Raw genomic sequence first — 19,363 nt, 5'->3', positions numbered from 1 at the left:
AGAAAAATCCACTTCTCCCCTTTCAGCGAATTAGTATTAAAATGAGCTGTTGAACATCTGTACATATTTTTCAGCAGCCACATCCCAACTAAAGTCTTTGGTCATGGCACGTAATTGCATTTGAGAAAAATCACTAGGCTGTTGTAAGTACAAAAGTAATGCGCGCTGCATACAAATCAGTAGATCTTCGGCTCTTGGTTCACGGAAAGCAAAACCGGTGGCAATACTTGGGTCTGTATCGTAATCATTCACAGTATCTTTTAATCCACCCACACTGCGTACGATAGGCAAAGTGCCATACGCCATGGAGTAAAGCTGGTTTAAACCACACGCTTCAAATTCTGATGGCATCAAGAAGAAATCAGAACCTGCTTCAACAAGGTGCGCTAAACGATTGTCGTACGCTTCAACAAAGGTGAATTTATTGGCGTGCTTTTCAGATACTTGACGTAACTGCGCTGCAATCGCTGGATCGCCGGTACCAATAATAACCAGTTGCACATCGTTATGTAAAAATTGCTCAATGATCGGCAGGATGTAATTAAACCCTTTTTGTTCCGTCAAACGGCATACCATACCAAACATAGGCAGCTTAACTACCGGAAGGCCAAACTCATTTTGTATGGCGGTTTTATTGGCTGATTTACCTGCTTTAAAACTGGCTTTAGTGGCTTTAAACTTTTTCGCTAAATAATTATCCGTAGCCGGATCCCATTCACTGTAATCACAGCCGTTAACAATGCCACAAAAATCCGCTTCTCGTGCCACAAAATCGTCCACTAAACCGTGGGAGCCAAGAGGCGTTTTTAACTCTTCTGCATAGTTAGGGCTCACTGCATTCAATTTATCGGCGTAGTGAATCCCTGCTCGCAACATACTGATGCAATCATGACCATAATTAACCTTGCTGCTTTCTACCTGACTCAATTCCGGAATAATGCTCACTTCATTATAAGGGTAGATACCTTTAAATAACGCGTTATGAACACTCAATACACTTTTAATGTTTTTATAAAAGTCGTGATTGGAAAAACGTGTTTTTAATAAAAACGGCACTAAGCCAGTATGCCAATCATTTGCATGTATTACATCGGGCTTAAAATTAAGCTTAGGCAGCGCATCTAAACTAGCGGCAGAGAAAAAAGCAAAACGTTCACCGTTATCGGCATACGCTTGATTACGTTCAGCGTATAACTCTGGACGATCAAAATATTGCTTGCACTCAAAGGCGTACACAGGCACACCATCCAACTCTAATTGACGAACCTGATACGGCGTATGTGGAAAGTGATCTAATTGGGTAGAAAGCACCACAGGACAATGTTCAAGATCCGCTATTTTACTATACCCTGGGATAGCAATAGCGATGGTAGAACCTAAGTTTTGCAACGCTTTAGGCAATGCTTTACCAACATCAGCCAAACCACCGCTTTTTACTAATCCTTCAGCTTCAGAGACGGTAAACCAAATTTTTAATTGTGACATTTTTGGGGAAATCCTGTTTTTCATTAGAGCTGTTGACAGCTTCTGGTTATGTGTATAGTAGATTTAAATTGTGTTATTTCTAAGCGATTTTAACATAGTAAACAAAGTATTGCGCGAAGGCGGTCATTTGTATTAGTAACAGTTTATAGATGAATTAAAAATAAAAATGCCCGGCACAAAGGCCGGGCATTGAAGATAGTTATGTTTTACTGGTGATTACCAGTAAACTCGAGCACCTACACCCCAAGAGAAACCACCATCAACTACCGCAACACCAACAAACTCATCAGAGGCTTTGTTTGTGAAACCTAGAGTACGGCCGTCTTGGTAAGCTGCTTCAACGTATAAACGAGTGAAGCTGTTGAAGTGATAGTCAGTACCCACGTAAATGACTGTCGAAGTATCATCTTCTTTGAATTGAGCAGGAAGTGCTGCTTCAACAAGGCCCGTTAACTCTTGGTCTGTATATTCAAAACCAGTGTAGGCTGTTGCATTATCAGCCCAGTCAAACGTACCGGCTAAAGAGTAACCGTTGATTTTTGCAGATTGGTTCTCAACTTCAATTTTAGTGTTGTAGTAAGTAAAGCCAATAGATGCGCCACCGAAATCATAAGCTACAGTACCTTGGTAGTACGTATCTTTTAGTTCAGGAAATTTATTATTATCTTCATCAGGAGTATTGTCTTTAACTTGGCCGAAACCAACGTGAAGATCTAGACCTGCAACGTTACCACCAACGAATACTTCCATTAGATCTTGGTTAGAATCATCTTCGTTCAAACCGTAGTTCGCAGCTACAAAGAAGTTTTCAAGGTCTAGGTTGTACTTGATTAGAGAATCATGGCTTGCACCGCTCACGTTAGAGTAACCTAGAGCAGAACCACCAAAGAAGTATGAATAATCAGCACCGTAGATATCATCAGAAACCGTCCATTGCTCACCGAACTTTAATGTACCAAAGTCTGTAACAACACCTAAAATATGTTGACGAACGTTTACATCACCAGAGCCTACTCCAAGCTCAACCAGACCCATAATTCCTAGGCCGTCAGTGATAGTATAATCAGCCGTAATTCCCATACGAGATGAACCAGCACCAAGGGTGACTTTGCCGTCTTGAGCGCCATCTTCTAGAGAAATAGAATCATCACTTCCTTTAAGCTCAGTTCTTAACTGACCATAAAAGTCTACTGAAGCATTTTCTGCTTTATAAATCTCAGCTGCATTTACTGATGTTGCTGCCAGTGATGCTACTGCTAGCGCTAATAGTGTTTTTTTCATGTTAATTTACGTCCTTTTCTTTTAACTAGAACCCTAATGCGATTCTTAAATTTATTTATTTTTATAATCATTCAAGCCACTTATGCAAATAAACACATATGACTGAAGTTGCTGATACCTTGCAATTTTTATAAATAAGAGTCAATAGACATAAAACAACACAAAACAAACCTAAAAATACTTACAAAACAGTTACTTACATACTTTCAACAACCGCGCTCACAGTTTTTACGCTAATTTATCAACCGGTTGACATTGACGCAACATGCACAAACAACAAGATAATCATCTAAACAAAATGCTAACTTCAAAGCAATAAATGGCACAGAAAACAAAAAACACCCAATTAGCGGAATTTATCACTAGGCAAAATGGACAGCCGATAACCTTATAAGTTTCAATGTTTTATGCAAGAAGTTGCTCATTATGGGACGGGGATCTCAAAAAAGTATGACCATGATTTCATAAGGACGCGGACGCACGCTCCATTTGAGATGTGTTACTATAGCGATAGCATGTCACTGTCCGAAAACCAATGAACAAGAAAATCCACCAAGCAATACGTAGTAGCTATCAAAACCTGCATCACCAGTTGGATAATTTTATCCCTCGCAGAGCGCAAAACTTTTTAGTTGCAGAAATGACTAAGACACTCTGTGGTGAGTATCATAAAAGTAACCGTTTAATCGTGGCGGAAGCCGGTACGGGTATCGGTAAATCGCTCGCTTATTTAATGGCTGCGATCCCAGTGGCTAAATTTAACAACCGTAAAGTGGTTATTTCTACTGCAACCGTAGCGTTGCAAGAGCAACTCATTAATAAAGATTTACCTCTATATCGTCGCCTTGTTGATTTTGAGTTTTCATTTATTTTGGCAAAAGGTCGCCAAAGATATTGTTGCGCAGAAAAACTTGCCGCCGCCTCTGGTGCCGATGATTCACAAATTGCCATGTTTGAAACTAAGCCACAAAAATCAGATGTGCTGTTACTGGAAACTATGTATCAGGCGTTAACGGAAAATAAATGGGATGGGGACCGAGATTCTTGGCCTAAGCCGATTAAAGATGAAGTGTGGCAAAGCATCGTTAGCGACAAACACAGTTGTAACAATGGCTTGCCTGCCCATAGACACTGTCCTTTTCAAAAAGCCCGCGCTGAATTAGACAAAGCGGATGTGGTGATTGCTAACCACAGTTTGGTCATGGCCGATTTAGACCTTGGTGGCGGAGTTATCCTTTCTGAGCCTGAAAATACTATTTATGTATTCGATGAGGCGCATCACCTGCCTAAAGTGGCGCGCGATCACTCCTCAGCGTCAGCGAGCTTGAAAGGTGCGACTGCTTGGCTGGAAACGTTAAATAAAAACAGCAATAAAATCGCCTCTCTTGCCGATGCTAAACGCGTTGATCGCTTCCTCACAGAATTACAAAACTCAATAACGGACATTATTCCCAGTTTAAACAATGTGGCCCGTCAACTTGATCCTGCCGGCTTCAAAGAAAATCGCCTTCGCTTTGAGCATGGGGAACTGCCGCCTTGGCTAACCGAGCAAAGCAAAGAGCTTAAAACGATTTGTAATAAAGCGGCGCAAGCCCTAGGTAAAATAACCGATCTGATAACAGAAAGAGTTAAAGAGGGGGAGGTCTCTCCACGATTGGCTGAACCTGCCCTTGCTGAAGCGGGGTTCTTTCTGCAACGCTTAGAAAATTTAGCTAAGGTATGGCACCTAATGGCTGAACCATCCAGAGATAAAGGGGCCCCTCTTGCACGCTGGATTGAAACCAACCCTGAACGGGAGTTAGATTTTGTGGTTAGCGTCTCACCACTGGAGGTAGGCTGGTCCCTTGATCAACAGTTATGGAGTAAGTGTGTTGGTGCTGTCTTAACCTCGGCCACTCTAAGGGCATTAAATTCTTTTCATTTTTTCTGCCAGCAAAGTGGCGTTAGTTTCGCCCAAGAAGATGGCACACAATTTTTAGCTCTTGCGTCTCCTTTTGATTATCAAAACAATGCTGAGCTTATCGTTCCTAACATACCTTATGAGCCACAAGCGCCTCAGTTTACTGACTATCTGAGTGAAAACTTGGTCCAGTGGCTTATGCCAGACCAAGCCAACCTAGTTCTATTTGCCTCCTATTGGCAAATGAATCAAGTGGCCGAAGCCATGCAAAAAACACTGACCAAAAAAGGCTGGCAATTACAGGTTCAAGGTGACAGTTCACGCATCGAAATCATAAAAAATCATAAAAAAGCCATTAAACAGGGTAAAACGAGCATTTTATTTGGTACTGGGAGTTTTTCTGAAGGGTTAGACTTACCCGGAGAGTTGTTAGAAAATCTCATTATTACCAAAATTCCATTTGCCGTGCCCACCTCTCCGGTGGAAGAAGCCCATGCAGAATATATTGAAAGTAGAGGCGGCAACCCCTTTATGCAGATCGCCGTACCAGAAGCGAGCAAAAAGCTGATTCAATCTGTTGGTAGGTTACTGCGTAAAGAGCAAGATTCTGGTAGAGTCATCATCTTTGACCGTCGTCTTGTTAGCAAACGCTATGGCAAGGCGCTACTAGATTCTCTACCCCCTTTTAAACGTCGTATCGATTAGGATTAACTTAGTAATCAATGGAATACCTAGAACCAAGTATGCTGCTTATACTGGCTGTTGTGGCCTTTATTGCAGGTTTTATTGACGCAGTAGCGGGTGGCGGCGGCATGCTCACTGTCCCTGCCCTACTGTCTATCGGTTTGCCCCCCCATATGGCACTGGGCACAAATAAACTCGCCGCCAGTTTTGCGTCATCCACTGCTGCGTTTACTTATTATAAGAAAAAACTTTTTAAACCTAAATTATGGCTACCCAACTTTATCGCCACCCTTATCGGTGCGACTTGTGGCACGCTATTTGTGGATTCCATCTCCACAGATTGGTTGGAAAAAGCATTGCCATTGGTCATTCTAGCGGCGGCCTTATATACCATTATCCATAAAACCCCTGATGCAAATAAAAATATCATGCCAAAGCCAGGTACCAAACACAGTGCCACACAAGTAGCACAGGGCTTTAGTTTAGGTTTTTATGATGGGGTAGCAGGTCCTGGTACCGGCGCATTTTGGACCGTCAGTAGCATGGCCCTTTATCGGCTCAATATTCTGCTAGCATCAGGGCTTGCCAAAGCCATGAACTTCACCAGTAATTTCACCTCATTAATTACCTTTGCCCTATTAGGCCATATTGATTGGGTGTTAGGACTCACTATGGGCTTTTGTTTAATGCTTGGCGCGTATTTTGGTGCTCATTCCGCCATTCGCTTTGGCGCAACATTTATTCGCCCAGTATTTGTCACTGTCGTCACTATTTTGGCGGTTAAGCTTGCTTATGACGCTTGGTTTGTCTCGCTATAAGGGAAAAAAATGAATCGATTTTCTCAATTAAAAGAGAAGCTAGCGCAAATGGCGCACAGTGCGGAGCAACTCGATAAACAGCGCGGAGAGCACCATCAAGCGCTATTTGATAGCAGTTTGTTTACCTGCCGTGCGAAGTTGCTGTCCCCTTGCGTCAAAGAAGCCAGCAATACCTACCAAGCCATTATGCGAGAGCAACAACATGGCTTGCTCAGCACAGAGCGAGCCACCTACTTATCTGAACGCCTTTTGGCTCAGATAAGTGCCATTACTCGTGAATTATCCACGGCTCATTTTAGAAAAGACGAACCAAAGCACAAAAGTTTTTATAGAAAACCCATCAATGCCATCTATCAAGATCTGGCGAAACACAAAGAGTGGGAACGTCAGTTAATGGAAATGGTTATCGACCGTCAACATGCCTTAGACAGCGCCACCGGATTCAATCAAGGGCAAGCTCAGCAGTCACTGATTACCGCAGAACAAAGGCTACAACGTTGCCGAGATGCCATTATAAAAATCGAAAAACAAATCACCTTTAGGGAGCGACATCAATAATGACTAAGCCCTCCTCTTCAGAGAATTCTCCATTAGAGACCGCCCCAGATGACATAAAATTGGCGGTGGATCTCATTTATTTGCTTGAATCAAACAAGGTGGATATTGATACGGCATTATCTGCATTAGAGTTGGTGAAAGCCGATCTCATCAGTAAAAAACAACATCATAGTAAGTAAGCGTAAATCACGCAGCCCCTAAGTGCTACGGGGAGTTTTGGCTGTCCTACTATTGGAAATGAACTAGGTATTTATAAACAATGAAAATAATTAGCTTTAATATTAATGGCTTGCGCGCCCGCCTTCATCAACTGCAAGCCATCATTGATAAACATCAACCTGACGTTATTGGCTTACAAGAAATTAAAGTTCACGATGAAGCCTTTCCTGTAGAAGCGGTCGAATCTATGGGTTACAAAGTATACCACCACGGGCAAAAAGCACATTATGGGGTCGCTTTACTGTGTAAAAAAGAGCCTATATCAGTGCAAAAAGGCTTCCCTAGCGACAATGATGAACATCAGAAGCGCATGATCATGTGCACCATTGAAGATGAACAAGGACAGCCAGTCACTATACTCAATGGTTACTTTCCCCAAGGGGATAACATCGCCCATGAAACTAAGTACCCTTATAAACGTCAATTTTATACGGATCTTATGGGCTACCTCACTGAACATCACAACAATGAGCAACAAATAGTGGTGATGGGCGACATCAATATTAGCCCTATCGATTTGGATATTGGTATTGGTGAACCTAACCGTAAACGTTGGTTAAAATCGGGGAAATGCTCATTTCAACCAGAAGAGCGTCAATGGCTAAAAACGCTCATGGACTGGGGATTTGAAGATACTTTCCGTAAACTTCATCCAGATGTGAATGACCGTTTTTCTTGGTTTGATTATCGCTCAAAGGGCTTTCCAGATAATCGCGGGCTACGTATTGATGTGATACTTGCCACAGGCGGTTTAGCGGAAAAATGTGTTGAGTCTGATATTGATTACGAATTGCGCGGTATAGAAAAACCGTCAGATCATGCCCCTATTTGGGCAACATTTCAGACCATTTAATACCTATCAAGAACCCTTATAAAAAAACCGAATCATTACTGATTCGGTTTTTTTCCACTCGATTTACTTGCTTTCTAAAGGCCGTAAATAGGCTAAGAAACGTTTCTCAGCCCGTTTAAAGGTAAATAGAATGAGGAAACTGAGACACATATAAAATAAGCCAGCGGTTAAGAATGACTCAAATGGCGCATAGTATCGTGAGTTCACCAAACGTGCGGCACCGGTTAAGTCCAAAATGGTGATAATCCCTGCTACTGCAGAACCGTGTAGCATAAAAATCACTTCATTACTGTAGGCAGGAAGAGCGCGACGCAAAGCACTTGGTAAAATAATACGTCGATAGGTCGTAAAAGGACTCATGCCATACGCTTTGGCTGCTTCCACCTCACCTTTAGGTAAGCCATTGATCGCACCGCGAATAATTTCAGAGGTATAGGCTGAAGTGTTTAAAATAAATGCCACTAAAGCACAAAACCAAGCGTTTTCCCACATGGTGTCTTTTACTGGGTAGAATTGGTCCATCCCGTAATAGATAAGATACAACTGAACCAGCAGTGGCGTACCACGAAAGAAGTAAATATAAGACCAACTGGGTGCCACTAGAAGCCAGTTTTTACTGTTTCGTGCAATGGCTAATGGAATGGCGATGCAAATACCAACAATAAGTGATAACGCCACTAACCAAGCCGTGGTATATAGACCCTCTATATACACATCAATACTATCGAGGATAATCGAAAAATCCATGCTTACCTCGCTTGAATACTGAATTTACGTTCAACGAGTTTCAACAAGCCTGTAGAAACTGCGGTAAACACTAAAAAGATAATGGAAACTGCCATATAAAAGGTAAATGGCATTTTTGTAGTACCGGCTGCCAAAGAACTGACACGCACCATATCTTCCAGTCCAATAATGGACACCAAAGCGGTGGTTTTAAGCAGAACTAACCAGTTATTACCAAACCCCGGTAACGCGTGCCTGATCATTTGCGGGAGTAGAATACGACGAAACGCCAAAGTAGGGCTCATACCATACGCTTTACCCGCTTCTAATTCCCCACTGTCCACGGCCATAATAGCGCCACGGAATGTTTCCGCCATATACGCACCAAAAATAAAACCAATGGTTAAGATACCCGCAGTGAAAGGACTGACATCGATATAGTCGGGTAAGTATGATACCCATTCATGGCTAGGATCGCTGGCCGAAAGGTAATTATTTATCCACTCATTAATGCCATACAAACTGTTATTAAGAAGGATCTGCCCACCAAAAAATATGAGCATCATTAATACCAAATCAGGAATACCACGAATAATGGTTGTATATAGTGTTGCTACACCACGTAACACTCGGTACGTTGAGAGCTTAGCTAGCGCACCCAACATACCCAGTATGACGGCAAGCACTAGCGAAAGGAGCGCCACCTGTAGCGTCAGCCACGCACCACTTAAAAGGGAGGCTTCATACCCTTGTAAATCAAACATAATCGTTTTTTAACTCTGTCATGGCGATCTTATCGTTCTGCCTTATGGCACTGTTTTGTTCATAATGCTTTCCTATTTTAATAAAGCATTATGAGTAAAATTGATGCAATACAGCCTGAGAAAACTTTCCTCAGGCTGTTTAATGTCAAAGAGTTGGCTTAGTCGCCATAGACATCGTAATCAAAGTATTTATCTTGAATGTTTTTGTAAACGCCCTGAGCACGCAATGCTAAAATAGCCGCGTTCAGTTTTTCAGTAAGATCTTTATCTTGCTTACGAGTTGCGATACCAAAACCATCACCAAACCACTTAGGATCCGTTAGCGACGGGCCAACAAATTCATATTGATTACCGTTAGCTGAGTTTAGTACACCTTCTTCCAGTGCTGATGCATCACCTAATACCGCAGAAATACGGCCATTAGCTAGATCAAGATAAGCCTCATCAAAAGAACCGTAGCGTACAATTTCAACTTCCCCGCCATAGTTATCTGTTAGGTACTTATCGTGGGTAGTTGCACGCTGTACACCGATTTTAACGCCTTTAAGCCCCGCTTTAGTAAATTCTAAGTTAGCGCCTTTTTTAGCAATAAATTTGTTTGGAACGAGTGCGTATTTATTAGTAAAGTCTACTTTTTTTCTACGCTCTTGCGTAATTGACATGGCCGCAATAATAGCATCATATTTACGCGCTAAAAGAGAAGGAATCATGCCATCCCAATCTTGAGCGACAAGGACACATTTCACTTGCATCTCTTTACATAGAGCATGCGCCATATCCACATCAAAGCCACTTAAAGAGCCATCTGTTTCTGTTTTACTAAAAGGAGGGTAAGCCCCTTCAATGCCAAAACGTACTTGTTTCCATTCTTTCGCTTGAGCTAAGCCAGACATAGCTGTTGCTGCTAACGTTACGGCGATTAACCACTTCTTCATATCCATACTCCTGTGATTGTAGTTTTTTCTGTTGTGTTTATTTGTAGCATTACAATGAGTGCTTTAAGAGCACTTCGTTTAGTAAATAGATGAAATAAATTGCTTTAGTCGTTCCGATTCTGGATTGCTAAACAGCTTAGCAGGGTCCCCTTGCTCTTCAACAAGACCTTGATGTAAGAACATTACGTGGTTAGAGACATCTTTAGCAAAGGCCATTTCATGGGTCACCACAAGCATGGTTCGACCTTCTTCAGCAAGATCTCGCATCACGCCAAGTACCTCCCCTACCAGCTCTGGATCCAAAGCGGAAGTGGGTTCATCAAACAGCATGACTTCTGGGTCTACCGCCAATGCACGGGCGATAGCAGCACGTTGTTGTTGACCACCAGAAAGATGACCTGGGTAATAATCTTTGCGCTCGTAAAGCCCCACTTTTTGTAGCAGTTTTTTTGCTTTTTCAATGGCTTGGGCTTTCGGCACACCCAAGACATGCACAGGTGCTTCTATGACATTTTCTAATACTGTCAAGTGCGACCATAAATTAAAGCCTTGAAATACCATCGCTAATCTTGAGCGAATGCGTTGTACCTGTTTTGCATTAGAGGGCAGTTGCTCACCAAGACGATTATTTTTCATCTCAATCAGTTCACCATTTACCCAAATTTCACCCTGAGTCGGCGTTTCCAGTAAATTGATACAACGAAGAAAAGTACTTTTTCCTGAGCCTGAACTGCCAATGATAGAAATCACATCACCTTTGTGAGCTTCTAAAGATATCCCTTTCAGAACTTGATTCTGCCCGAAGGTTTTATGCAGATTATTAATCGTTAGTGCGGGTATTGCCGCCATGCACTTGCTCTCCCTGTAATCCTAGAGTCAGGCTGTGTTTATGAGAGAAAGGTATCACTTGCTAAAACGTTTAGCAATCACCTAATCCCCAGCTTCTCTAGGTATAAATAGTCACAATAACCGCCTATATATACATCCTGCATTATATTAGGCGAAAAAACGTTCAATAAGCAGCATCTTATCGGGTACTCAATGTAACGTAAAACAACATTAATTACATTGTATTTTTACAAAATCACAACATTACTTTGCTATTGCTTGCTTCGCGCACGCTGAGCAATACTGATAAGTCAAACTCACTGTGACAATAAGCATTAACCCCATTGATATAACAAGCCTTACTAGCCATTTACGTTTAGCTAATTACTCATACAAATTTTGTTTCAGTAATTTTCATTAACTGATCGAGATCAATTGTTCTAAGTTGCCACCTTGTTACACTCCGGCACACAGATTCAAATTTGATAAGTATTTTTCAAATTTTCGCCTAAAATTGTTCCGGAAACGACGTGCTACATTTCGAAAAATATGCGAAATTATTACGTCGTGAAACAAAATTTCGCGAACAGATCAAATAACCTAGATTTATTTCTACCTTTTAGTTAACGGGGATTTTATGTCCGACGATGTCAACAACACGCAGTCAGAGAGTGAAAAAAGCTATTCTGAATTGCACAAACCCGCTTCAGAATTCGCCAGTCGTTCTGATTATTTAGATCATGAGCTTCAAATAATGAAGCCTCGCCGTTTTGGGCTAAACCTTCCTGGTCGTGATTTTCGATTTGAGCTTGAAGATTTAGTTCCAGCGCTGGCGGGAACCATTGGTATTATTGCAATGTATTCTGCAGTGATGATGTCTTGGGCTGATGGTTTATCTCAAGCTCATGGCATTCACTTAGGTAAAGAGTTTGCTATCGAAGTGGCTCGTGTTGAAATGCTAATCCCTGCACTTCTTTTCTGTGTTCTTGCTTCTGGCTTTGTAAACCCTAAAGCAAACTTAGCCGGTAACCACGGTCCAATGATTCCATTAATTGGTTCTATTGCACTTGCTGGCGCACACCCTCTAGCACTGGCGATTTTAATCGGTATCTTCGGTTTACTACTGAGTTTCTTTAAAGGGGGGTCCAAACTGGTTAACCTCACCTCGGAAGGGACCGCAGGGGGATTATTAATGTTCCTCGGCTTTACCGGCACCGTGAGTCAAATTGGTGATATCCAATCTTGGGCTGTAGGTCTTCAATCTGCTGATGTTGCCGCCGGTAGCCTGGGTTACATTGGTTTAGTGGTACTGGGTATCAATATCGCTATCTATGCTTACCTTGCTAAAATCGGCATGCGTTGGTTGGCAATTCCTGTGTGTGCCATTGCAGGTTTGATCATCGCTCTAGGCTTAGGCGCAGGTTTTGACCTTACCTTTGAAACACAAATGGGCATTCCAAATCTTAACCCTGTTTATTGGTGGGGTAGCACAGAGCAAGGTTGGCATCTTGGCCTTCCTGGTGTTCAACAATTTATTGCCTCTTTACCTTTTGCTATTCTTGCTGTTGCAATGTGGTCTCCTGATTTCCTAGGTCACCGTATCTTCCAAGAACTGAACTACCCTAAAAACACTGACAAAGTGCTTATGGACGTTGATGACACTATGACTATGTGTTCTATTCGTCAAATGGTTGGTACTGCTGTTGGTGGTGGTAACATTACTTCTTCTTGGGGTACTTACATGATCCCTGCAGCTATTGCTAAACGCCCTATCCCAGGTGGTGCAATTTTGCTTGGTGTATTGTGTATTATTGTTGCTATTCTTGGTTTCCCAATGGATGTCGCGGTATGGCCTCCAGTAATGCGTATCGCTCTGCTTGTGGGTGTATTCCTACCGCTACTTGAAGCGGGTATGCAAATGGTTCGTGAAACTAAAGATTCACAAGCTGCCGGTATCTGTATCTTTGCAGCTATCGTAACGAACCCTGTATTAGCATGGGCTCTGACTATGTTCTTGGACAACAATGGCTTCATTGGTGATAAAGAGCGTGCAGAACGTCTGTCATTTGCTGACAAAATCATCATTCCAGTGTCTGTGTTTGTCATTTGTTTGGTTGCCATGTTGGCAGTAGGTATGCTTGAACCACAATACGGTTTGAAAGCATTTCTATAGCGTGTAAGTAAATTAAAGGGTAGTGTTTCGACACTGCCCTTTACATTTTTAAGTTGATTAGTCAGTAAAGATCGACTAATTATTTTCGAAGGCTTGTCAATTTCGCCTTTTTGTTTAGAACGAATTCAATGATTGCAAAAAAATGCTTTTATTAATTTTGTTTAAAACTTATAATTATTTTTGAGAGTTGACTTGTGTTAGAGTTGATTCGTACCAATATGAATAAGTGTTAGGTTAAGTCTAAACTTATCCATATTGTTATTAATCTTAAGAGTGCTGTGTCACTAACTAGTGACATTTAACTACTCAATTTTGGGTAGTCGGACGGCACGTATTTTTGCTACTAATAAGGTAGGTACATCATGGCAGAGCAATTTGCTAAAGCTTGGGAAGGTTTCGCTGCAGGTAACTGGCAAACCGAAGTTAACGTTCGTGAATTCATCCAAAAGAACTACGCACCATTTGAAGGTGACGAGTCTTTTCTAGTAACTGAAGGTACTGAAGCAACTAATGCGCTTTGGGCTAAAGTTATGGAAGGCATCAAACAAGAAAACAGCACCCACGCTCCTGTAGATTTCGATACTTCTATTATCTCTACCATCACTTCTCACGAAGCTGGATACATTAATAAAGATCTAGAAAAAATCGTAGGTCTTCAAACTGACGCTCCACTAAAACGTGCTCTAATCCCTAACGGCGGCATCCGCATGATCGAAGGCTCTTGTAAAGCTTACGACCGTGTTCTTGATCCTGAAGTTAAGAAAATCTACTCAGAATACCGTAAAACACACAATGCTGGCGTTTTCGATATCTACACTCCAGAAATCCTAGCTTGTCGTAAATCAGGCGTTCTAACGGGTCTTCCTGATGCTTACGGCCGTGGTCGTATCATTGGTGATTACCGTCGTATCGCTCTTTACGGTATTGATTTCCTAATGACGGACAAAAAAGCTCAATTCACTTCTCTTCAAGAGAGATTTGAAAACGGCGAAGACCTTCAATTGACTATGCAACTTCGTGAAGAACTTGCTGAGCAACATCGTGCTCTTGGTCAAATCAAAGCAATGGCAGCATCTTACGGCTGTGATATCTCTGAGCCTGCACAAACTGCACAAGAAGCAATCCAATGGACTTACTTCGGTTACCTAGCTGCTGTTAAATCTCAAAACGGCGCGGCTATGTCTCTTGGTCGTACTTCTACTTTCCTTGACATCTACGTTGAGCGTGACATTGCTGCTGGCAAAATCACTGAAGCGCAAGCTCAAGAAATGATTGACCACTTCGTAATGAAGCTACGTATGGTTCGTTTCCTACGTACTCCTGAATACGACGAATTGTTCTCTGGCGACCCAATCTGGGCAACAGAATCAATGGGTGGTATGGGTCTTGACGGACGTACTCTAGTTACTCGTACTAACTTCCGTTTCCTAAACAGCCTATACACTATGGGTCCTTCTCCAGAGCCAAACATCACTGTTCTTTGGTCTGAGCAACTACCTGACGGTTTCAAACGTTTCTGTGCTAAAGTATCTATCGATACTTCTTCTATCCAGTACGAAAACGATGACCTAATGCGTCCTGACTTTGAGTCTGATGATTACGCAATCGCTTGTTGTGTATCTCCAATGGTTGTTGGTAAGCAAATGCAGTTCTTCGGCGCTCGTGCTAACCTTGCTAAGACTATGCTTTACACTATCAACGGTGGTGTTGATGAGAAGTCTAAAGCTCAAGTTGGTCCAGCAATGCCTAAGATCACTGAAGAAATCCTTGATTATGACGACTTAATGGATCGCATGGATCACTTCATGGATTGGTTGGCTACAACTTACGTTTCTGCACTAAACGCTATCCACTTCATGCACGACAAATACAGCTATGAAGCCGCTCTTATGGCTCTTCATGACCGTGACGTTAAGCGTACTATGGCATGTGGTATCGCAGGTCTTTCTGTTGCAGCTGACTCACTATCAGCAATCAAATACGCGACAGTTAAACCAGTTCGTGACGAAAATGGCGTAGCAGTAGACTTCGAAATCGAAGGCGACTACCCTAAATTTGGTAACAACGACGCTCGCGTTGATGACATCGCAGCTGAACTTGTTACTACATTCATGAACAAAATCCGTAAGCTTAACACTTACCGTGATGCTATCCCTACTCAGTCTATTCTTACTATCACTTCAAACGTGGTATACGGTAAGAAAACTGGTAATACTCCAGACGGTCGTCAAGCTGGTGCTCCTTTCGCTCCTGGTGCTAACCCAATGCACGGTCGCGATGAGAAAGGTGCTGTAGCATCTCTAACTTCAGTAGGTAAACTACCGTTTGCTGATGCACAAGATGGTATTTCTTACACTTTCTCTATCGTACCAAATGCGCTAGGTAAAGAAGAAAGCAGCCAACGTGCTAACCTTGCTGGTCTAATGGATGGTTACTTCCACCATGAAACTGCTGTTGAAGGCGGTCAACACTTGAACGTTAACGTTCTTAACCGCGAAACTCTACAAGACGCAGTTAAACACCCAGAGAAATACCCTCAGCTTACTATCCGTGTATCGGGTTACGCTGTTCGTTTTAACTCTCTAACTACTGAGCAACAAAATGACGTTATTGCTCGTACGTTTACTGAGTCTCTATAAGTTAAAACTTTAACTTAGTTACGACTTGTATCAAAACCCCGCTCTAGCGGGGTTTTTTATTATCTAAATCTATAATAAGCTCTAGTTTCATATGACAGGATGTTGATATTGAAACTCGGAGTAGTATGCCCCTTTCCCTAAGCAAAAAATCTCAATTTATTGCCAGTATATTTGTCGCATCGACTCCCGTTATGTCATATGCAGAGACGAGCCGTTCGTTCTTTTTTGGTATTGATAATGACAGCATAGTCACCACGGATAAGGACTATACCAACGGCCTGTTCTTCGTTTATTCCAGTGAACTCTCCATTTCCAATAATGACTTTTTTGACTCTCTCCCTGGCTCGTATTTTTCAGCGGATGCTTCAGGCACAATACGGCACAAATACAGCATCGAGCTGGGCCAGAAAATGTGGACCCCAGAGGATATAGAAAACCCTGATCCGATTGCCAACGAGCGACCATATGCCGGTTTGCTCTATGTCTCATCAACCCTTTACTCTATCTCTCCTTCTGCAGTCAATACTTATAATTTAATGCTCGGAACTGTCGGTCCCAACGCCTACGCAGAAGAAACTCAAAAGTATGTACATAGCATCATCAAATCAGAAGATCCCCAAGGTTGGCACAATCAAATTGATAACCAGTTTATTTTCAACCTTGCCTATAACCGAACCCAGAAATGGTGGCAAAGCCCAGTCAGTGGTAACACTACCCATGAGTTCACGACCCCGAGTCGAGTCATGCTCGGTAACTATCGAAGTGAAGTCGCCACTGGGGTAATGTGGCGTTGGGGCAGCCAATTACAACAAAGCTTTGCCAGCGCAAAAATCAGCAATGAGTCCACTATAGACCCCAGTTTAATTATGCAAACAACAACGGCCTGGTATCTGTTTGCCGGCGTTGAAGGGCGGGTTAGATTTAATGATATTACCATTGATGGAGAGCGCCCCGATCAAGGTATTACGGCAAACCAAGTACAGCACTTTCAAGGTACCGCTTCCGTTGGGGTAACCGGGGTTTATCGCGGTTGGGGAGCCAGTTTGTCTATCTCAAGCAAAACTCGTGACTACCAAGAAGATCAAAATACCGTACACACTAACGGTTCTTTAGCCCTATTCTGGCTATTTTGAGTTTAACCGCCTATATTCCCACCCTTTATCGCCACTCAGGTCTAGGTAATGCCCTTTGTTTGTAATACACTTAATTTAAGTATTAAAACGTTATAATTGAGAGCATCTATGAAAGGTAAAATTCACTCATTTGAGTCCTGTGGAACCGTCGATGGCCCCGGTATTCGTTTTATCGTATTCCTACAAGGTTGCTTAATGCGCTGTATGTATTGTCATAACCGAGATACATGGGATACGCACGGTGGTAAAGAGGTCTCTGTTGAGGAGTTGATTGAAGAAGCTAAGTCTTATCGTCACTTTATGAATGCCTCTGGTGGCGGTATTACATGTTCTGGTGGCGAATCTATGATGCAACCTGAATTTGTTCGTGATCTCTTCCGACGCGCTCACGAAGAAGGTATCCATACCTGTCTCGATACCAATGGCTACATTCGTAAACACACAGAGGTCATTGACGAAGTCTTAGAAGTCAGTGACTTAGTTATGCTTGATCTCAAACATATGAAAGATGAAATTCATCAAGATTTCATTGGTGTATCCAACAAGCGTACCTTAGATTTTGCTCGTTACCTGCATAAGATTGGTAAAAAAACTTGGATTCGCTATGTCATCGTACCGGGCTATACCGACGATGAAGAGGCGGCCCATATGCTCGGTGATTTCATTAAAGATATGGATAACATCGAAAAGGTAGAGCTATTGCCTTACCACCAACTTGGTGCGCATAAGTGGGAAGCGTTAGGTTTTGACTACCCATTAGAAGGCACTAAGCCACCAAGCAAAGAAACTATGGATAATATTGTCAGCATTCTCAGCCAGTACACTGACAACGTTAAATATTAATCTCCCTATTTCTGTTTATACGCTTATAAATAGAGAAGTTAGGACAAAAAACTAAAGGAAATGAATTTATGGAAATGACCAACGCACAGCGTTTGATCCTTTCGAACCAATATTACTTAATGTCAAAATTATCTCCAGAAAACCAAGATAAGTACGAGCGCCTACAAGTGATTGTTGAACGTGGTTACGGCTTACAGATGCGTGAACTGGACAAAGATTTTGGTGCTATTTCTGAAGACGGTTGTCGTGAAGTGATCGACATTATGGAGATGTACCACGCCATGCAAGAATCGTTCAATATTCTTAATGTTAGCGAGCAAGGAAATGTTGATAAGCGTCGTTTATCTTTCTTAGGCTTTGATATTGCTAGTGAAGCCAACATTGTAAATTATGTGCGCTTTTTAACGGACTCAGAAGGTTTGTACCCGCAGTTTGATAAGGGCGACCATCACTTTAATGCACAAATGCCAATGCTAGATAAATATCGCCGCATGCTGGCAACTTGGCGTAATTGTCCACGTCAATACCATTTATGTGCCACTGAAATCTCACAGATTTTTAACGCATAATACCGGTAATATTCAGGCCTAGAAAGAATACACTAGGCCTATATTCATACTCACTGAATCAGTATCATCAAGTAAAGGACTCTGCTCCAAATCCCCTTGTAAATTAGTGTAACGCACACCTGCAGTCGCCACCACATGTTGTGTCACTTTCACTAAACCTCGTAACCCCAAAAAGAACTGTCCGTCTCCATTAGGAGAAAAAGCATTTACACCATTGATACGGTCTGCTTCGTGTTGAGAAACGCCATACAAATGATTATTTAATTTCGCTGAGTTCCAAGAGTAGCCTAACGACGGCGTTAACATCCACCTCGGCCCGCGAAAAGGAATGCGGTACACACTCTCTGCATATATTCCGTTATGCACGCCTAAAATGTCTCCGGCAAAGGTCACTTCTATCTGTCCAATTGAGCGATTGTTATATTGATAACTCACCCCTGCCAATCCTGTACTGCGCCGTTTATCTACTTGGCGAATAATAGGATCATCAGAATCGGAGGGTTGCAGTGTTCGTGGATCATAGGCCAACCGGAACACCACATTATGCGCTGAACGTCGCTCCCATACGCGATACCCTGCCGTAAAGCCACGTAAATAGACATGTTCCCCTTCATAGCCAATGATGGGGATAACCACCTTGTTTGACGGTGTATCTTTATATACTGCCGGTGAATAGGACGCTCCTACCCCTAATGACCACGTTGCCCACACTGGAGTCGAAAACAACATCATCATGACCAATCCACTCATTCGATACACAAGCACATCCTTTTGCATTGATTGTTATAGAGTTGTTAATCAGTTATTTTCTTATCTTACACTCATTTCACTGTTTCGTTTAGCCCATCTTTATGAAAATGTTTTTATATTTCAAGCAAATCTAAATTTTCATGACTAGTCTTAATGTTGGGATAAGCGTAGTCATTGGCTTGGTTCTTATAGCATTTTAAAGGGG

The 19,363-nt window shown here is 42.2% G+C and carries 17 protein-coding genes; 10 read left to right on the top strand and 7 right to left on the bottom strand.

Translation table 11 applies throughout. The features are described 5' to 3' along the window. Positions 1-36: 36 nt before the first annotated feature. Positions 37-1,485: a glycogen synthase GlgA gene (gene glgA / locus OCU56_RS04895; protein ID WP_261874415.1), complete on the bottom strand. Its 1,449-nt coding sequence runs from the start codon at positions 1,483-1,485 to the stop codon at positions 37-39. A 216-nt stretch (positions 1,486-1,701) separates the two neighbouring features. Continuing rightward, on the bottom strand, positions 1,702-2,766 hold the full coding sequence (locus OCU56_RS04890) for a porin (RefSeq protein WP_261874414.1): 1,065 nt from the start codon (positions 2,764-2,766) through the stop codon (positions 1,702-1,704). A 535-nt stretch (positions 2,767-3,301) separates the two neighbouring features. On the opposite strand from OCU56_RS04890, the gene dinG reads away from it, so the two are divergent. The 5 genes from dinG (at position 3,302) to xthA (ending at position 7,798) form a co-directional block, all read left to right on the top strand. Then, positions 3,302-5,371 (top strand): ATP-dependent DNA helicase DinG, encoded by a 2,070-nt coding sequence (dinG, locus tag OCU56_RS04885; protein ID WP_261874413.1) that lies wholly within the window; start codon positions 3,302-3,304, stop codon positions 5,369-5,371. 17 nt (positions 5,372-5,388) lie between these two features. Then, a complete protein-coding gene (locus OCU56_RS04880) occupies positions 5,389-6,168 on the top strand; it encodes a sulfite exporter TauE/SafE family protein (RefSeq protein ID WP_261874412.1) in 780 nt (259 codons plus the stop codon). A 9-nt stretch (positions 6,169-6,177) separates the two neighbouring features. Continuing rightward, positions 6,178-6,726, top strand: coding sequence for a primosomal replication protein (locus OCU56_RS04875; RefSeq protein WP_261874411.1), 549 nt, complete (start codon positions 6,178-6,180; stop codon positions 6,724-6,726). After that, positions 6,726-6,905 carry a DUF2496 domain-containing protein gene (locus OCU56_RS04870; protein WP_261874410.1) on the top strand — a complete coding sequence of 60 codons (180 nt, stop codon included), beginning with the start codon at positions 6,726-6,728 and terminating at the stop codon, positions 6,903-6,905. Before OCU56_RS04875 ends, OCU56_RS04870 begins: the two co-directional genes overlap by 1 nt. 80 nt (positions 6,906-6,985) lie before the next feature. Next, on the top strand, positions 6,986-7,798 hold the full coding sequence (gene xthA, locus OCU56_RS04865; RefSeq protein ID WP_261874409.1) for an exodeoxyribonuclease III: 813 nt from the start codon (positions 6,986-6,988) through the stop codon (positions 7,796-7,798). Between the two features lie 63 nt (positions 7,799-7,861). On the opposite strand, the gene OCU56_RS04860 is transcribed toward xthA, so the two are convergent. From OCU56_RS04860 to OCU56_RS04845, 4 genes are all read right to left on the bottom strand, one after another. Then, on the bottom strand, positions 7,862-8,545 hold the full coding sequence (locus OCU56_RS04860; protein WP_261874408.1) for an ABC transporter permease: 684 nt from the start codon (positions 8,543-8,545) through the stop codon (positions 7,862-7,864). Positions 8,546-8,547: 2 nt separating this feature from the next. After that, positions 8,548-9,288 (bottom strand): ABC transporter permease, encoded by a 741-nt coding sequence (locus OCU56_RS04855; protein ID WP_261874407.1) that lies wholly within the window; start codon positions 9,286-9,288, stop codon positions 8,548-8,550. Between the two features lie 158 nt (positions 9,289-9,446). Next, positions 9,447-10,223: an ABC transporter substrate-binding protein gene (locus OCU56_RS04850; RefSeq protein WP_261874406.1), complete on the bottom strand. Its 777-nt coding sequence runs from the start codon at positions 10,221-10,223 to the stop codon at positions 9,447-9,449. A 78-nt stretch (positions 10,224-10,301) separates the two neighbouring features. After that, positions 10,302-11,072 carry an ABC transporter ATP-binding protein gene (locus OCU56_RS04845; protein ID WP_261874405.1) on the bottom strand — a complete coding sequence of 257 codons (771 nt, stop codon included), beginning with the start codon at positions 11,070-11,072 and terminating at the stop codon, positions 10,302-10,304. 616 nt (positions 11,073-11,688) lie between these two features. On the opposite strand from OCU56_RS04845, the gene OCU56_RS04840 reads away from it, so the two are divergent. The 5 genes from OCU56_RS04840 (at position 11,689) to OCU56_RS04820 (ending at position 18,408) form a co-directional block, all read left to right on the top strand. Continuing rightward, positions 11,689-13,224: a DUF3360 domain-containing protein gene (locus OCU56_RS04840; protein WP_261874404.1), complete on the top strand. Its 1,536-nt coding sequence runs from the start codon at positions 11,689-11,691 to the stop codon at positions 13,222-13,224. A gap of 362 nt (positions 13,225-13,586) precedes the next feature. Beyond that, entirely contained in the window at positions 13,587-15,863 is a 2,277-nt protein-coding gene (pflB, locus tag OCU56_RS04835) for a formate C-acetyltransferase (protein WP_261874403.1), read from the top strand. Positions 15,864-15,988: 125 nt separating this feature from the next. Further along, on the top strand, positions 15,989-16,996 hold the full coding sequence (locus tag OCU56_RS04830; RefSeq protein WP_261874402.1) for a lipid A deacylase LpxR family protein: 1,008 nt from the start codon (positions 15,989-15,991) through the stop codon (positions 16,994-16,996). A gap of 108 nt (positions 16,997-17,104) precedes the next feature. Beyond that, positions 17,105-17,839 (top strand): pyruvate formate lyase 1-activating protein, encoded by a 735-nt coding sequence (gene pflA / locus OCU56_RS04825; RefSeq protein WP_261874401.1) that lies wholly within the window; start codon positions 17,105-17,107, stop codon positions 17,837-17,839. Between the two features lie 68 nt (positions 17,840-17,907). Next, a complete protein-coding gene (locus OCU56_RS04820; RefSeq protein ID WP_261874400.1) occupies positions 17,908-18,408 on the top strand; it encodes a YfbU family protein in 501 nt (166 codons plus the stop codon). An 18-nt stretch (positions 18,409-18,426) separates the two neighbouring features. On the opposite strand, the gene OCU56_RS04815 is transcribed toward OCU56_RS04820, so the two are convergent. After that, positions 18,427-19,158 (bottom strand): MipA/OmpV family protein, encoded by a 732-nt coding sequence (locus tag OCU56_RS04815; RefSeq protein ID WP_261874774.1) that lies wholly within the window; start codon positions 19,156-19,158, stop codon positions 18,427-18,429. Between the last annotated feature and the right edge of the window lie 205 nt (positions 19,159-19,363).

It is taken from the genome of Vibrio rarus, assembly GCF_024347075.1.
Lineage (GTDB): Bacteria > Pseudomonadota > Gammaproteobacteria > Enterobacterales > Vibrionaceae > Vibrio > Vibrio rarus.
This window is presented reverse-complemented; position numbering and strand designations above follow the sequence as displayed.

Excerpts from the sequence above, each read along its gene's own strand:
- OCU56_RS04815 (WP_261874774.1), bottom strand. The coding sequence starts at position 19,158 with ATGAGTGGATTGGTCATGATGATGTTGTTTTCGACTCCAGTGTGGGCA.
- OCU56_RS04860 (WP_261874408.1), bottom strand. The coding sequence starts at position 8,545 with ATGGATTTTTCGATTATCCTCGATAGTATTGATGTGTATATAGAGGGT.
- dinG (WP_261874413.1), top strand. The coding sequence starts at position 3,302 with ATGAACAAGAAAATCCACCAAGCAATACGTAGTAGCTATCAAAACCTG.
- OCU56_RS04840 (WP_261874404.1), top strand. The coding sequence starts at position 11,689 with ATGTCCGACGATGTCAACAACACGCAGTCAGAGAGTGAAAAAAGCTAT.
- OCU56_RS04875 (WP_261874411.1), top strand. The coding sequence starts at position 6,178 with ATGAATCGATTTTCTCAATTAAAAGAGAAGCTAGCGCAAATGGCGCAC.
- OCU56_RS04820 (WP_261874400.1), top strand. The coding sequence starts at position 17,908 with ATGGAAATGACCAACGCACAGCGTTTGATCCTTTCGAACCAATATTAC.
- glgA (WP_261874415.1), bottom strand. The coding sequence starts at position 1,485 with ATGTCACAATTAAAAATTTGGTTTACCGTCTCTGAAGCTGAAGGATTA.
- xthA (WP_261874409.1), top strand. The coding sequence starts at position 6,986 with ATGAAAATAATTAGCTTTAATATTAATGGCTTGCGCGCCCGCCTTCAT.
- OCU56_RS04855 (WP_261874407.1), bottom strand. The coding sequence starts at position 9,288 with ATGTTTGATTTACAAGGGTATGAAGCCTCCCTTTTAAGTGGTGCGTGG.
- OCU56_RS04870 (WP_261874410.1), top strand. The coding sequence starts at position 6,726 with ATGACTAAGCCCTCCTCTTCAGAGAATTCTCCATTAGAGACCGCCCCA.
- OCU56_RS04890 (WP_261874414.1), bottom strand. The coding sequence starts at position 2,766 with ATGAAAAAAACACTATTAGCGCTAGCAGTAGCATCACTGGCAGCAACA.
- OCU56_RS04880 (WP_261874412.1), top strand. The coding sequence starts at position 5,389 with ATGGAATACCTAGAACCAAGTATGCTGCTTATACTGGCTGTTGTGGCC.
- OCU56_RS04830 (WP_261874402.1), top strand. The coding sequence starts at position 15,989 with ATGCCCCTTTCCCTAAGCAAAAAATCTCAATTTATTGCCAGTATATTT.
- pflA (WP_261874401.1), top strand. The coding sequence starts at position 17,105 with ATGAAAGGTAAAATTCACTCATTTGAGTCCTGTGGAACCGTCGATGGC.
- OCU56_RS04850 (WP_261874406.1), bottom strand. The coding sequence starts at position 10,223 with ATGAAGAAGTGGTTAATCGCCGTAACGTTAGCAGCAACAGCTATGTCT.
- pflB (WP_261874403.1), top strand. The coding sequence starts at position 13,587 with ATGGCAGAGCAATTTGCTAAAGCTTGGGAAGGTTTCGCTGCAGGTAAC.
- OCU56_RS04845 (WP_261874405.1), bottom strand. The coding sequence starts at position 11,072 with ATGGCGGCAATACCCGCACTAACGATTAATAATCTGCATAAAACCTTC.